The 14,902-nt window shown below is 64.6% G+C and carries 9 protein-coding genes and 1 CRISPR repeat array; of the genes, 8 read left to right on the top strand and 1 reads right to left on the bottom strand.

Translation table 11 applies throughout. From position 1 onward, the window contains the following. Positions 1-429 precede the first annotated feature (429 nt). From cas3 to cas2e, 8 genes are read left to right on the top strand one after another with little or no spacing between them, the layout of a single operon-like run. Positions 430-3,030, top strand: coding sequence for a CRISPR-associated helicase Cas3' (gene cas3 / locus H6935_08855; protein MCP5278458.1), 2,601 nt, complete (start codon positions 430-432; stop codon positions 3,028-3,030). Next, entirely contained in the window at positions 3,014-4,585 is a 1,572-nt protein-coding gene (casA, locus tag H6935_08850) for a type I-E CRISPR-associated protein Cse1/CasA (protein ID MCP5278457.1), read from the top strand. The genes cas3 and casA overlap by 17 nt, the downstream gene beginning before the upstream one ends. Beyond that, positions 4,572-5,072 carry a type I-E CRISPR-associated protein Cse2/CasB gene (gene casB / locus H6935_08845; GenBank protein ID MCP5278456.1) on the top strand — a complete coding sequence of 167 codons (501 nt, stop codon included), beginning with the start codon at positions 4,572-4,574 and terminating at the stop codon, positions 5,070-5,072. Before casA ends, casB begins: the two co-directional genes overlap by 14 nt. A gap of 4 nt (positions 5,073-5,076) precedes the next feature. Beyond that, on the top strand, positions 5,077-6,231 hold the full coding sequence (gene cas7e, locus H6935_08840) for a type I-E CRISPR-associated protein Cas7/Cse4/CasC (protein MCP5278455.1): 1,155 nt from the start codon (positions 5,077-5,079) through the stop codon (positions 6,229-6,231). Further along, positions 6,231-6,962: a type I-E CRISPR-associated protein Cas5/CasD gene (gene cas5e / locus H6935_08835; GenBank protein ID MCP5278454.1), complete on the top strand. Its 732-nt coding sequence runs from the start codon at positions 6,231-6,233 to the stop codon at positions 6,960-6,962. The genes cas7e and cas5e overlap by 1 nt, the downstream gene beginning before the upstream one ends. Beyond that, positions 6,953-7,690 (top strand): type I-E CRISPR-associated protein Cas6/Cse3/CasE, encoded by a 738-nt coding sequence (cas6e, locus tag H6935_08830; protein ID MCP5278453.1) that lies wholly within the window; start codon positions 6,953-6,955, stop codon positions 7,688-7,690. Before cas5e ends, cas6e begins: the two co-directional genes overlap by 10 nt. A gap of 1 nt (position 7,691) precedes the next feature. Then, positions 7,692-8,591, top strand: coding sequence for a type I-E CRISPR-associated endonuclease Cas1 (cas1e, locus tag H6935_08825; GenBank protein ID MCP5278452.1), 900 nt, complete (start codon positions 7,692-7,694; stop codon positions 8,589-8,591). Further along, entirely contained in the window at positions 8,554-8,862 is a 309-nt protein-coding gene (gene cas2e, locus H6935_08820) for a type I-E CRISPR-associated endoribonuclease Cas2 (protein ID MCP5278451.1), read from the top strand. Before cas1e ends, cas2e begins: the two co-directional genes overlap by 38 nt. A gap of 34 nt (positions 8,863-8,896) precedes the next feature. Then, positions 8,897-13,316: a CRISPR direct-repeat array (repeat unit 28 nt; unit sequence GCTTCCCCCGCACCCGCGGGGATCGACC). Between the two features lie 79 nt (positions 13,317-13,395). Here cas2e and H6935_08815 read toward each other — a convergent pair. After that, positions 13,396-14,841 carry a tyrosine-type recombinase/integrase gene (locus H6935_08815; GenBank protein MCP5278450.1) on the bottom strand — a complete coding sequence of 482 codons (1,446 nt, stop codon included), beginning with the start codon at positions 14,839-14,841 and terminating at the stop codon, positions 13,396-13,398. Positions 14,842-14,902 lie beyond the last annotated feature (61 nt).

Here is a 14,902-nt window from a genome sequence, read left to right as displayed (position 1 = left end):
ATCTTGACTCAACCAGGGTGGTCAAATTTGCACGCTGTTTACCCCGGTTGCCTGGTCAGAATTGCACGCTGATTAACATGCCTCGGGAATCGTAAGCACCCTCAGCCTACCAACTTGCCAGATCTTGGAAATAGATATGAAGGTAGCTGCCGTTCGCACGGCACGTTGGGACGTAATTCTGAGCCGACCTCGAATGTCCGCTCGCGGATAATCAAAGTCGTCGACTGACAAAAAACGAAATACAGGTCAGGCCGAGAAGCGGTAGTCCCAAGGCCTCTACTGTAAGGTCCGGAACGAGACGTCTCCAGACCGGGGCAACCCAAGGAAGCAGACCACCGGCCGTTGACCTGAGCCAACTTCACAGTCCGCAAAGGCCGAAGTAATGCCACACTACTAGTAAATCAAACCATCTGGGTACAACTCAGGGAGATGGGGATGCAGGCTTGGGGCAAGCTACTAATTCAACCCGGCACTCAAGTAGTTACTGATCAACTATCTCTAGTCAATCATTGTGTTGATGTTGCAAGTGTATTTCGTGAACTCTGCAACCTGCCAAGCGTCCGCCGCATCCTCGTGGTAGAAGCGGGTTGCCAGCTAAACGAAATCCATCTCGACCGCCTGGCTGTCTTCGCACTATTCCACGATCTTGGAAAATGCAACCGGGGATTCCAGGCCAGGATTGACGCCCACGGCGAGCTCAAGTCCGGACACGTGAGGGAAACCGCCGCGCTATTCTCTAGCGATGCGGATGAAGACCTACGTCTTAAGGCCGTTGCCGCACTAGGCCTGGAAGGCATGGTTGACTGGTTTACCAATCCACAAGAAGACCTGTTGCGCCTGCTTCTCTCGGCCATTTCCCATCATGGGGAACCAGCCTACAGGTTTGACGGCTGCAGCCCTATCGACATCGCCCGTTGGCACAAGCTCTGGCTGTCACATGCAGGCTACGATCCATTCGCGGCTATGTCCGAACTGGGCGAAGCCGCGCGAAACGCATTTCCTTTGGCGTTCCAAAGAACCGCCGCGCCACTACAACTGACTCTCGCACTCGAGCACCGCTTTGCCGGACTGCTGATGCTGGCCGACTGGCTGGGCTCGCACCGCGAAGCCTTCTTCCCCTTCCATCAGGAAGGCAGACGCATCCCCTGGGGCAGGCAGCAGGCCAGGAAGGCACTTGCCGCAGTCGGCCTGGACGTCGCCGACAGCCGACGGACCCTGCAAGGCGCTCGGGCTGGCTTCGGCGACATCTTCGCTATCCAGGGCGAACCCAAGCCGCTCCAGGCCGCGCTCGACAATGCCGGTCTGCCGCCCCTGCTCATTGCCGAATCCGATACTGGCTCAGGCAAGACCGAAGCCGCCCTTTTGCATTTCCTCGCCCTGTTCGCTGCGGGCGAGGTGGACGGCCTCTACTTCGCACTGCCCACCCGTGTGGCGGCGCGGGAACTCTATGATCGAGTCTGCCGCGCCATGCGCAACGCCTTCGGCCCTTCGCATCCCCCCGTACTGCTTGCCGTGCCGGGCTATGTCAAGGTAGACGGCGAGCCGCCGGACTTACTACCCACCCCTGCCCAACTCTTCCACGAAGCCGCGCAGATGCAACGCGAACGCGCGTGGTCGGCGGAGCGGCCCAAGCGCTTTTTGGCCGCGCCGGTGGCCGTGGGCACCATCGACCAGGCCTTGTTCTCGGTTATCCAGGTAGCCCATGCACACTTGCGCGCCGCATGTCTCGACCGTTCCCTGCTGGTCATCGACGAAGTGCACAGTTCCGACGTCTACATGCGATACCTCTCCCGCCGCCTTCTCGCCCGTCACCTCGCCGCAGGTGGCCGTGCCCTATTGCTCTCCGCCACGCTGGGCAGTAGCGCCCGGGCGGAATATATCTCGCCTCAAGCCAGACTGACCGAGGCCGAAGACTTTAACCATGCCGTAGTTCAACCCTATCCCTCGCTATGTGCACCGGGCGCCGCCATGCGCCACCTGCCTGACCCGGCGAGTCGGTCCAAGCGGGTGCTTATCCAGCCCCGAGACGATCTGTTTGGCCTCGAAGCCCTGCTCCCGGGCCTGCGGGACAGCATGGCCGCCGGGCAGCGGGTAATGGTGGTAACGAACACCGTCGCCCGCGCTATTTCGCTCTCCCGGTTGGCCGATGCCGATCCTGACCTAGCACCTGTACTATTTAGCCTCAATGGTCAGCGTTGCCCGCATCACGGCCGCTTCGCCCGCGCCGACCGGGAGTTGCTCGACAAGGAAGTCAGCCGCCGCCTAGGCAAACAATCTCCCTCCGGCGCGGTGTTGCTTATCGGCACCCAGACCCTGGAACAGAGTCTGGACATCGACGCCGACTGGCTGATCTCCGACCTCTGCCCGATGGATGTTCTGTTGCAGCGCATCGGACGCCTGCAACGACACGACCGTGGGGTACGGCCAAAGGCGGTGTGTACCGTATTACTCCCAGCCGAAGAAGATTTCTCCGTCTATCTAAAAGCCAACGGCGAGCTCGCCCGCGGCGGCCTGGCCGGCCTGGGTTCCGTCTACGAAGACCTGCGCATCCTGCAACTGACCCGCGACTGGGCGGCCGGCAGGCCGGAGATCGAAATCCCCCGCGACAACCGTCTGCTGGTGGAAAGCACCACCCACCCGGAAAGGCTCGCCAGCCTCGCTAGTCCCAAGTGGCAGGCACATGGCGGCCGTCTCACCGGCGCTGCCTTGGCCCAAACGATGGCCGCCCACCATGCCCTGATTCCGGACCATCACTTCGGCGAGTTTCTGTTCAACGAAAGACTCGAAGAACGTCTCGCCACCCGCCTGGGGCTGAACGACCGCGTTCTCGACCTGGGCGGGGCCTATGTCTCCCCCTTCGGCAACCTCATCCACGAACTCAATTTGCCCGGTCATCTCGCTCGGGGCTTGGCTTCAGAACAGGCTCATCTGGTGAGCCAGGTCGAGCGTATTTTGGACATTCATGTCGGTGCCCTGCATTTCCGTTATTCCCGATTCGGATTGGAGAAAGTCGATGAACCTGCTCACTGACCCACTGTTCCGCGTGCGTCTGTCAGAAGGCGCGACCCGCGCCAGCCTGCCCGAACTCCTCGCCCTGCTGGGTGAAGACAGGGTGGAAAGCCTGCCCGGCCTGCAACGTCACCAGGAAGACGCCCTCCACATCTTCCTCTGCTACCTCGCCGGTGCCGTGCTCGACCGCCAGGGTGTGGCCGACCCGAGACAAACGGCGGACTTTTGGTTGCAGAGCATCCGCACACTCACCACATCCGAAGGGTGTGACAACGATGACGCATGGATACTGGCTGTGGCCGACCCCACCCGCCCCGCGTTTCTTCAACCGCCGGCACCCAGCAAGGTCGTGTTCGACAAGGACTACAAACCCAAGGCAGCCAGCCCGGACGCCCTGGATGTACTGCAAACGGCGAAGAACCACGATATCAAGGCGAGTCGTGGTGATGTCATGGATCTTGAGGGCTGGGCATATGCGCTGCTTTCTGCTCAGACAATGACGGGGCTACTTGGTAGGGGGAGTGGTGGCGGGATGAACCGTGGTATTAGCCGTATGAACTCTGGGTACGGTAGCCGTCCTAGAGTCGACTGGTTACCCTCGTTCCGACTGGGCAAGCAGTTCACTTGGAATATCGAGAATCTACTTAGGCACCGTCCAGTTCAGCTTAGCTTACCCTTCGGCTACCAACCCGATGGCAAGGTGCTGCTCTGGATTCCATTATGGGACGGCAATACAAGCCATTCCCTCAGTTCGCTTGATCCATTTTTTATCGAGATCGCTCGTCGTTACCGTTTAGTGTTTGTCGGGGCAAACATTCAACTCTGGGCAGCAGGGTCAGCACAGACATTCATAGGTGGGGCCGACCTATTAAAGGGTAACGTCGGCGACCCCTGGATACCCATCAGCAGCAAGACCAATGGCGCCCTCACCGTTCCCGCCTCCGGGCTCACCCCAGAGCTCCTGCGTAACCTCATGTTCGCCGACGCCGGCTTCCAGCCCGCCGTCATGCAGCAAATCCCGACTGGCCAGGGCGCTGGATGGTTCGCCGCGTCCGTCTTGGTACGAGGCCAAGGCACCACCGATGGATTCCATGAGGCCGCGATCCGCATCCCGGAAAAAGCCAGACCAGTGCTGTTCGGCAAGAGTCCGGTCCGCGACCGCCTCGCTGTTCTGTCGAAACTAGGCCTAGACATGGCTTCCGCCATTCAATACCGCGTCCTGCAACCAGCTCTCTATGCCCTCATGGAAGGCGGCCCCGTTTCCATCAACCTCGATAAACGGGAGATCAGCCAATGGGTCGGTAGCACCGCCAGCTCCTTCACCCGTGACTGGCACCCCCGCTACTTCGACTGGCTCTGGACTACTCTCGACCAGCCCAACGACAGCGGGGCGATGAAGCCCTGGTTCGAACAACTGCACCGCCTGGCCGAAACCGTCCTGGAGCAGTCCATCCGGCGTGTACCCATGCGCCACGGACGCGACTACCGGGCCAAGGTGCGGGCGCGCGGCATGTTCTATGGCTCCCTGAAAAAGCACTTCGAAACCTACCTGGAGACACCCCATGAGCACCCCTGAACCTCGCTGGCCTGCCGCTCATGTGCCGGCTCTCTCCCGCACCCTCGGCGATCCTCACTTTCCCAATGGAGAACGCGCCGCGCTAAAGCGCATGGCCCTGGATGGGGCAGCCCCCCTGGCACTGCACCGCCTCCTGTTGCGCCATGTGGACGAAGCCTGGCAGGGCGAACGCTGGCTGCCCGACTGGCGCCTATTGGTCTGCGCGCTGGCCATCCAGCGCGACGGTGGTTTCGATCCTGCTCGCCCCTTGGGCCAGGCCCTGGCCGAAGCGCGCTATGCCGAAAGCCGGCTGGAACGCTTGTTGTCAGCTGACGGCGACACCCTGCGCGCCCTGGCCCTGCGTGCCGCCCGCCAGATCGCCGCCAAAGGCATCGCCTGCGACTGGCGCCACCTGGCTGACCTCCTCTTCGCCACTAGCCCGGAGGCCCGCGAACGTATCAACACCCGAATCGCCCGTGATTACTACCGCAACCTCAAGGAGGACTGACGTCATGTTCCTGCAAATCCACACCCTCACTTCCTACGCCGCCGGCCTGCTCAACCGAGACGATGCCGGGCTCGCCAAGCGCATTCCCTTTGGCAATGCAGAGCGGATGCGGGTGTCCTCGCAATGTTTGAAAAAACACTGGCGTGACGACTTCCACCGTAACCTCGATCTTCCTGGCGGCATCCGCTCCCGACTGTTCTTCGAACGGGAAATCCTGGCCCGCGTTGTCGAAGCCGGCATCAACCAGGAAACCGCGACTAAACTCACCGAAGCCTTACTCAAGCGCCTGATCCAGGGCGGCCAGAAGAAGGATGCTCCCTTGCAACTCAACCAGCCCGTCCTGTTCGGCAAGCCCGAGGCGGATTACCTGGTCAGCCTGATCAAGGAATGCGCCGGAGCCGAAAGCGACCCCGTCAAGTTGCTGGACGAACGCCTGAAGGCCGAGAAAGGCAATCTGCAGGCCATGTGGAAGACAGCCGGTGTGAGTCTAGTCGCAGGCATCGAAGGTGCTCTGTTCGGCCGCTTCGTCACCTCCGACATTCTCGCCCGCACCGATGCCGCGGTGCATGTCGCTCACGCCTTCACTGTGCATCCGCTGGCCACCGAAGTGGACTACTTCACCGTGGTGGACGACCTCAAGGAAGCCGATGAAGACGCCGGTGCAGCGCACGCCGGCGATATGGAACTGGGGGCCGGCCTGTTCTATGGCTACATCGTGGTGGACGTGCCCCTGCTCGTCTCAAATCTGTGCGGCTGCGATCCGACTGCTTGGAAAAAGCAACCGAAGGAAACTATCCAGGATGTCCGTGACGTGTTGAGCCGCCTCATCGAAGCCATCGCCACCGTCAGCCCCGGTGCCAAGTTGGGCGCCACCGCCCCCTATGCCCGCGCCGCTTGCGTCCTGCTGGAAACTGGCAAGACCCAGCCGCGCACCCTCGCCAACGCCTACCTCGAGGCCTTGAAGCCCAAAGGCAACCTGGAACGGCAAGCGGTGGAGGCCCTCGGACAGCACCTGGCCGCCCTCGACGCCATGTATGGCCGTGAGGAAAACCGCTTCGTCTCCACTACCGTTACCACCGAAAGCCTGGCCGACGTGCCCCGCGCCCCGCTCAAGGCCAGCATCGCCGCAGTCCTCGACAGCCTGTTCGGAGCCGGCTGATGGACGCCCTCATTCTGCGTTTCGACGCTCCACTTATGAGCTTCGGCGGGGTCATGGTCGATCAGCACAACGTCACCGACCGCTTCCCCGGTCTGTCGCTGTTCGCCGGCCTCCTGGCCAACGCCCTCGGCTGGCACCACCACGACGGGCAGCGCATCGGCCGTCTCCAGGAACGGTTGATCATCGCCTCCCGCTGGGACTTGGCCGGTGAAGCCATGCGCGACTACCACACCGTCGATCTCGGCCAGGAGAAGATGCGCCACCCCGGCTGGACCACCCGCGGCCTGGCGGAACACCGTGACGGAGGAGACGCCAAATTCGGCACCCACCAGCGATTCCGCCATTACTGGGCCAACGGTATCGTCACCAGTGCCCTCGCCCTCGCCGATGCCGACGAGGCCCCGGACCTTGCCGCAATCGAAGCCGCCCTGAGGTACCCGGCCCGTCCCCTGTTCATTGGCCGCAAGACCTGTCTGCCCGCTTGCCGCATCCTGATCGGCCGGCGCAGTGGCGACGACGTCCACGCCATCCTCGGCGCCGAGCCCCACGCCACCTGCCGGGTGCGAAAAAGCGAGGGTGCTATGCCCGCCCGCTGGCCGGCTGATCTGGGGCAGGCCACGGAAGCCCAGATCCACCCCGTCTACGACCAACGCGACTGGCACAACCAGTGGCACGCCGGCAGCCGCCTAGTTGCAGAAGGTCCGCTCAACGAGGTGATGCCATGCACTTGATCGAACTCCCCCTCGACGCCGCCGCCCTCACACGCTTCGCCTGGCAACAGGGCCATGCCGCAATGCAAAGCCAAAGCGACGAAGACTTCGGTTATGCGGCCCACGCCTGGCTTGCAGCCACCCTGGGCGACCTCGCGCCGCGGCCCTACCGGCTCATGGAAAGCCGCCGTGGCTTGCGCCTTCTGGGTTATGCCGCCGAGCCCATCACCCATCTTGCCGAACATGCCCTCACCTTTGCCCAACCTGCGGCCCTCGGCGTCTGCGACTGGAGCACTGCCGCCGGCAAGGCCATGCCCGACGCCTGGAGCGCCGGCCGCCGCCTGGGCTTCGAAGTCCGCGCCTGCCCGGTGAGCCGCGGCGAACGGGAACGCGACCTCTACCTCGTGGAAATCGAGGCCGCCAAAGCCGAAGGCCGCGACCCAGCCAGCCGCGCCGACATCTACGGCCGCTGGCTCATCGGCCAACTCCAGCGCGACGGAGCCGCAGTTGCCGCCCCCCAAGGCATCACCCTCGCTGGCTTCCGCCGTGTCCACAGTCTGCGCCAAATGCGTAGCGGCGAGGGTCGGCGCCACCGCGGCGTGGAACGGCCGGATGCCCTGTTCACCGGCGAACTTCAGATCCACGACCCGGCCGCCTTCGCCCGCCTGCTCGCCCGCGGCATCGGCCGCCATCGTACCTTCGGCTTCGGCATGGTGCTGCTTCGACCACCAACTGCAAGCGGAAGCTGACATGCCGGGACTCCTCGTAGGCCGGCTCGGCCTGGCCGACGCCCGCATCCCCCACGTCGACCGCCACGGCCTGGTCTGGCTCTCCCGCGGGCGACTCTTCGTCGAAGACGGCACCCTGCGCTTCGTCTGTACCGAATCGGCCGACCTCGATGCGGGCGACTACGCCATCCCCTACCAGAACGTCTCTCTCATCCTTCTCGGGCCGGGCTCTACCGTCAGCCACGACGCCCTGCGTATCCTCGCCCGCCACGGCACCCTGCTCGCCGCCGTCGGCGATGGCGGCACCAAGTTCTACACCGCCCCGCCCATGGGCCAGGGCCACAGCGAAATCGCTCGTGCCCATGCCCGCCTCTGGGCCAACGGAAAAACCCGCCTCGACGTTGCCCGCAAGATGTACGCACTGCGCTTTGGTCGCATCCTTCCCCACCGCGACATCAGCGTCCTGCGCGGCATCGAAGGCGGCCGCATGAAAGAGATCTACCGGATCGAAGCCGACCGCCAGCGCATCTCCTGGCAAGGCCGTCGCTACGACCGAAGCCGCCCGGAAGGTGCGGACATCCCCAACCAGGCCGTCAACCATGCCGCCACGTTCGTCGAAAGTGCGGCCGATGTCGCCGTTGCCGCGGTTGGTGCATTGCCGCCGCTGGGTTTCATCCATGAGGACTCCAGCAATGCTTTCACCCTCGACGTCGCCGACCTCTACCGCGCAGAAGTCGTTATCCCCCTGGCTTTCCGTGTCGCCCGGAAAGCGCTCGACGACAAGAGCCTCAACCTGGAACGCACCCTGCGCCGGGAAGCCGCAATGGAATTCCGGCGCTTCAAGCTCATCCCGAAAATGATCGACCGCATCAAGGAGTTGTTCGGTGACCATGACCCTGGTGGTAACCCGCAACGTCAGTGACCGGATGCGCGGTTTCCTCGCCAGTTCCCTGTTGGAGTTGGCGCCCGGTGTCTACAGTGCCCCCCACATCTCCCCGGCGGTACGGGAACGCATCTGGGCTGTGGCAGCGGAGTGGTTCCTTCATGAAACGGACGCCTCCATCGTCATGGTCTGGGCCGACTCCACTATCCCTTGTGGCCAGGGGGTGCGAACTCTAGGCGTCCCGCCTATCAGGGTTGCCTCGATCGACGGCCTACTGACAGGCTACAGGCTGCTACACCCTGATCTTTAACAATTAGAGACAATTCAAGCGTTTGTAATAAAGAGCTTCCCCCGCACCCGCGGGGATCGACCCACCGCCCAGCTGCAGCGGGGATGCTATTCAGTGCTTCCCCCGCACCCGCGGGGATCGACCTGCCTCCACCGCCTCCCTGAAGCTCATGCCCTGGCTTCCCCCGCACCCGCGGGGATCGACCCCTGTCCACCGGCGAGAAAATGCGCGCTCCTGTGCTTCCCCCGCACCCGCGGGGATCGACCCTTTGCAAAAACCACCCACAACGGCCAGATCTGGCTTCCCCCGCACCCGCGGGGATCGACCCGGCACCCAGCTTGTCTTGCTGGAGCAGCATGGGCTTCCCCCGCACCCGCGGGGATCGACCCGCCCTCAAGGACACCAACGACACCACGGTGGTGCTTCCCCCGCACCCGCGGGGATCGACCCGGGATTGGCAACCCGTTCCATTCCATGTGGCAGCTTCCCCCGCACCCGCGGGGATCGACCCGTCAGCGTGGGGGCGTGATGGATTGGGCGGCAGCTTCCCCCGCACCCGCGGGGATCGACCCTCTGGCGATGGCTGGCGCATCCCGGCGCCGCAGCTTCCCCCGCACCCGCGGGGATCGACCCCGCAAGAGCACCCTGGCGCGTGTAGCCGGAAGGCTTCCCCCGCACCCGCGGGGATCGACCTATGTACGTGCCCCTGCCTTTTGGCCCCGTCAAGCTTCCCCCGCACCCGCGGGGATCGACCCCTGTAACCGTTTGACTCCCTGCCCCTTGGGGCGCTTCCCCCGCACCCGCGGGGATCGACCCTCGGCGGCGATCTTGGCGTTCTGCTCTGCCGTGCTTCCCCCGCACCCGCGGGGATCGACCGGCGCTGTGCAAGGTCTGCCTGCTCCTGCTGCAGCTTCCCCCGCACCCGCGGGGATCGACCCGTCCTGCGACACAGGGCGGTCGTCGTACTGTCGCTTCCCCCGCACCCGCGGGGATCGACCCCCGGTTGATCTGCTGATCGTTGGCCACGGCCGGCTTCCCCCGCACCCGCGGGGATCGACCTCCGCCGATGAGCAGAATACCGGCACCGATGGCGCTTCCCCCGCACCCGCGGGGATCGACCCTCGGCGTGGCGGTGGCGGTATGTCAGGGCAAGGCTTCCCCCGCACCCGCGGGGATCGACCTTCCTTGTCCAGATCCGCCTGCAAGCCTTTGGCGCTTCCCCCGCACCCGCGGGGATCGACCTGGTCATTTCGGCTTACCAATGGAACCGGATGGGCTTCCCCCGCACCCGCGGGGATCGACCCTCTGGCGGCACCTCTGCGGTGTACTCGGGTTGGCTTCCCCCGCACCCGCGGGGATCGACCTTCAGGGCGACCTAAAGCGGCGGGTGACCATGAGCTTCCCCCGCACCCGCGGGGATCGACCCGGCCAGAGCAGCGGCGTGGCGGACCTCAATGGGCTTCCCCCGCACCCGCGGGGATCGACCCGAAGGTCTGTCGCTCCGGGTGAAAGACATCGAGCTTCCCCCGCACCCGCGGGGATCGACCCGTGCCATAGGTCAGCGTGCCGCCGGAGGTGTAGCTTCCCCCGCACCCGCGGGGATCGACCCGCCCACGAACTCCTTGACGAAGATGTAGGCGGGCTTCCCCCGCACCCGCGGGGATCGACCCGTGCAGGACATGAGCACCATGGCTGCGGCAATGCTTCCCCCGCACCCGCGGGGATCGACCCTGTACCGGAAGATCCTGTCCCTGCCTGGCCGAGCTTCCCCCGCACCCGCGGGGATCGACCTTTTGAAGCCGATACTCGGGTTGAGTACGGACGGCTTCCCCCGCACCCGCGGGGATCGACCCATCAGGGCCAACGCCTGATCCGGCGTCTTCATGCTTCCCCCGCACCCGCGGGGATCGACCCCTGGTGGGTATGGTCGTCATGACCTGGGTGGTGCTTCCCCCGCACCCGCGGGGATCGACCCCACCACCGGCGCCGGCACGGCCTATGCGATGCGCTTCCCCCGCACCCGCGGGGATCGACCCAAGTTCGTCGACCGCTACGCTGAGGTCATCCGGCTTCCCCCGCACCCGCGGGGATCGACCCCAAGGAGATCACCATGAACGCCCCCGAAAAAAGCTTCCCCCGCACCCGCGGGGATCGACCTCTAGGACGGGATGCCATCGGTGCTTGCTCGATGCTTCCCCCGCACCCGCGGGGATCGACCTGCCGCCGGTGAAACGCTTGCGCTGGGCGGAGTGCTTCCCCCGCACCCGCGGGGATCGACCCGTGGCCAAGCGTGTCCTGCTGCGCCCGGATCAGCTTCCCCCGCACCCGCGGGGATCGACCTCAACCGCAGGTGGCAGCATGATGCCAAGGAGGGCTTCCCCCGCACCCGCGGGGATCGACCCGGGGGAAAAGATGCGCGCCCCTGTCCTTTACGGCTTCCCCCGCACCCGCGGGGATCGACCTCTGGCCGAGTCCGACTATTGATATATCCGTCCGCTTCCCCCGCACCCGCGGGGATCGACCCTGTGAGCAGCGGAGGAAAACGCGAGGGGGCCGGCTTCCCCCGCACCCGCGGGGATCGACCGCGCTGATCGTGTGGCTACTGACCGCGGTACTGGCTTCCCCCGCACCCGCGGGGATCGACCCCCCATCGGCGCGCTCACTGGCACACCTGCATCGCTTCCCCCGCACCCGCGGGGATCGACCCGGACAAAACTGTGGCGTGGCGGACCTCAACGGGCTTCCCCCGCACCCGCGGGGATCGACCCTACGCCGCCAGCCTGGCGGACGTGTCCACCGAGCTTCCCCCGCACCCGCGGGGATCGACCCCCCATCTCGGCAAGGTCAGCGAGCACGCGGACGCTTCCCCCGCACCCGCGGGGATCGACCCCTCTTGGTGTGGCTTTGCCACGGTCCATCTACGCTTCCCCCGCACCCGCGGGGATCGACCCCTTGCGCAGGTCTTCCGTCACGATTCGCAACAGCTTCCCCCGCACCCGCGGGGATCGACCCCCCGTCAGGGCGCGGCCTCCCGGAACATCTCAGCTTCCCCCGCACCCGCGGGGATCGACCCCATCAGGCGCATGGTGGGCCTGTGATAACCCTGCTTCCCCCGCACCCGCGGGGATCGACCCTGATGGCGGCGGGGAACTCCCCGGAACTGTAAGCTTCCCCCGCACCCGCGGGGATCGACCCTGCCCGGAACTGTAACGCAAGCGGCCCCTGTGGCTTCCCCCGCACCCGCGGGGATCGACCTGTGGGCGCAGCCCATCCCCGAAGGGGACAAAGGCTTCCCCCGCACCCGCGGGGATCGACCTGGCCTGAAAACCGTAAGCACTGCTTACGGTGAGCTTCCCCCGCACCCGCGGGGATCGACCCATGAAAACGATGCCCGGCCCGGTCATTTGAGGGCTTCCCCCGCACCCGCGGGGATCGACCCGTAGGACTCCAGCGCTTGCCCAGGCAGATCGGGCTTCCCCCGCACCCGCGGGGATCGACCCTTCTGGCTACTCACAAGGGGGCGGCATTTTGGGCTTCCCCCGCACCCGCGGGGATCGACCCCGGTGGATTCGCCCCTACGCAAGTTGATCCCGGCTTCCCCCGCACCCGCGGGGATCGACCCGCCTGCCTGTTTTCCGGCAACGCTAATATCAGGCTTCCCCCGCACCCGCGGGGATCGACCCATCCTTGTGCTCCGCTACGTCATGCGCAGAAGGCTTCCCCCGCACCCGCGGGGATCGACCGTGACCGGAAGCCGGTTGCTGCGAGGCTGCACGGCTTCCCCCGCACCCGCGGGGATCGACCCAACGGCGGACGGCATCCAGATTGCGAGATGCGGCTTCCCCCGCACCCGCGGGGATCGACCCAGCCCATCGCTGGAGGTCAGGGACTTGAGCGCGCTTCCCCCGCACCCGCGGGGATCGACCTTCCGGCACTGGAAGCAAGTTCAAGGTGTGGGCGCTTCCCCCGCACCCGCGGGGATCGACCCAGTTCCGCCGCATCAGGCAAGGCCCGAATGACGCTTCCCCCGCACCCGCGGGGATCGACCCGAGTCCCGGCCCGCCAGCAAGAAGAAGTAAAAGCTTCCCCCGCACCCGCGGGGATCGACCCTCGCCCAGCAAATAGAGGCACTGAATGAGCGAGCTTCCCCCGCACCCGCGGGGATCGACCTGACACCCAGCACGCACCACCCCCCCATCCCCAGCTTCCCCCGCACCCGCGGGGATCGACCCTTGTCGCAATGTACTGGAAGATCTCTAACTCAGCTTCCCCCGCACCCGCGGGGATCGACCCGTGGATGCAGAGATTGCCAAGGCAGCAGCCTGGCTTCCCCCGCACCCGCGGGGATCGACCCATGTACGTCCCCCTGCCCTTCGGCCCCGTTAAGCTTCCCCCGCACCCGCGGGGATCGACCTTCCCCGTATTGGTGAACCTTTAGGCGCCCCGTGCTTCCCCCGCACCCGCGGGGATCGACCCTGGGTCCTTTAGGTGCCCATGAAACCGCAACAGCCCACCACCCTGAAGCCTGAATCAAGGGGCAGCTACAGGCCCGTCTTATCTCTTCTCCTTCTTGAGGGCCTTTAAGGCGTTATCCAGCAGGCCTAGCACGTGGTCTGTGTCGGCTTGAGGCACATGGCTTGCTCCGATGGAAGAGGCCTCGATGATGTTTGTCAGGTCTGGGCCCGGGTTTGGTTTGCCGGGTTGAGTGAACCCCATGGCCTTGAGCAGTTCCTCCCTAAGTCGGATCAAGGTCTGAAGCCGTTCGTGGGGCGTGTTCCCGGCCCGAACGTTCAGCATGTTGATACGTTGGATGAACTCCGAGTCGAACAGCAACTCGTCCCCGCCGTCATCCAGGCCCTCCTCGGCCAGCTTTTCCCGCTCATGGAGCAGCATCATCTCGATAACCTTCTGGGGCAGGTCCAAGGCGGTGGCCAGGGAGCCGACCCGCTGGGTTCTCCTGGCTGGTTCAATCTCCTCGATCTGGGGACGAAACCGCACGTTCCGGACATGCTTGTACACCTCCATTGAGGCGGGACTGTGGTGTCCAACCAGGGACATGATCCGGGAATCGTCCAGGTCCGTGGACTCGACCAGCGTACTGATGAATTCATGCCGGCCGGTATGGGCGCGGACCCGCTTGTTCAGGAGTCCTTTCTTCTTGATGTCCCGCAATGCGCCGGTGTAGTGCATGGGCCTGACCTCTCCATCCTGGCCCACGGCTGGGAAGATCACGTCTGTATTGCCAAAGGTCTCGAAGTTGTCGATGACCACATCCTGCAGTTGTGAGGTCAGTAGCCGGGCGGCGGCAGCGGTGAGTGGAACAGTCCGTGGCTGTTTCTTGTACTTGGTGTTCCGGAACGTGATGGTGTTCTTGCTGAAGTCGATGTCGTTGTAGGTGGCTCCGCCCCATTCGCCCGGCCGGGCGCCCGTTTCCCGGACCAGCAGGCATAAACGGGCTGCGAACCGGAACCGGGGATTGCTATGGGAAAGGAGGGAGATGAGGGCACCCTCATCCTCCTGGAGCAGTCTTCGCGGGGTAGAGGCTGCAGCTGGGCGCTGGACCCCAATGCAGGGGTTGGCTGCGATCAGACGCTTCTTGCGGCAGAAATTCATCAATGCGGACAGTGAGGCGACCTCCAGACGGATGGCGTCCGAGGAAGGCTTTGGCGTGTCCTTCAGGCGTTTGGTGATGTACCCCTCAACCAGGTCAGCAGAAAATGCAGAGACGGCCAAGGTGCCGTACTTGTCGAGGAGGCGCTTTATGCGGGAGGCCTCGGTGTCCTTGGTGCGCTCCCGCTTGGAGGCATATTCAAGGGACTTGGCATAGAGTTCCCAGGCCTCCTCTAGGGTCATATCTTCGCGGCTCTTGCCACTGGCATGGGTGTACTTGCCGAGTGCCTCCTTGGCCTCCGGTTCGCTGTCATACAGCTCGTCCACCTGAAGGTTCTTGCGACGTATCTGGAGTCGCCATTTGCCGCTTGCCAGCCGACGAATGCCCATCGTTTTCCCCCTGTGCAAATTCATGTGCAATTGCACATGCACCGGCAATAAACCGCATTCC

Origin of the sequence: Thiobacillus sp. (genome assembly GCA_024235835.1) — a bacterium.
Lineage (GTDB): Bacteria > Pseudomonadota > Gammaproteobacteria > Burkholderiales > Thiobacillaceae > PFJX01.
The sequence above is the reverse complement of the archived record's forward strand: the minus strand, read 5'-3'. Positions and strand labels throughout refer to the sequence as shown.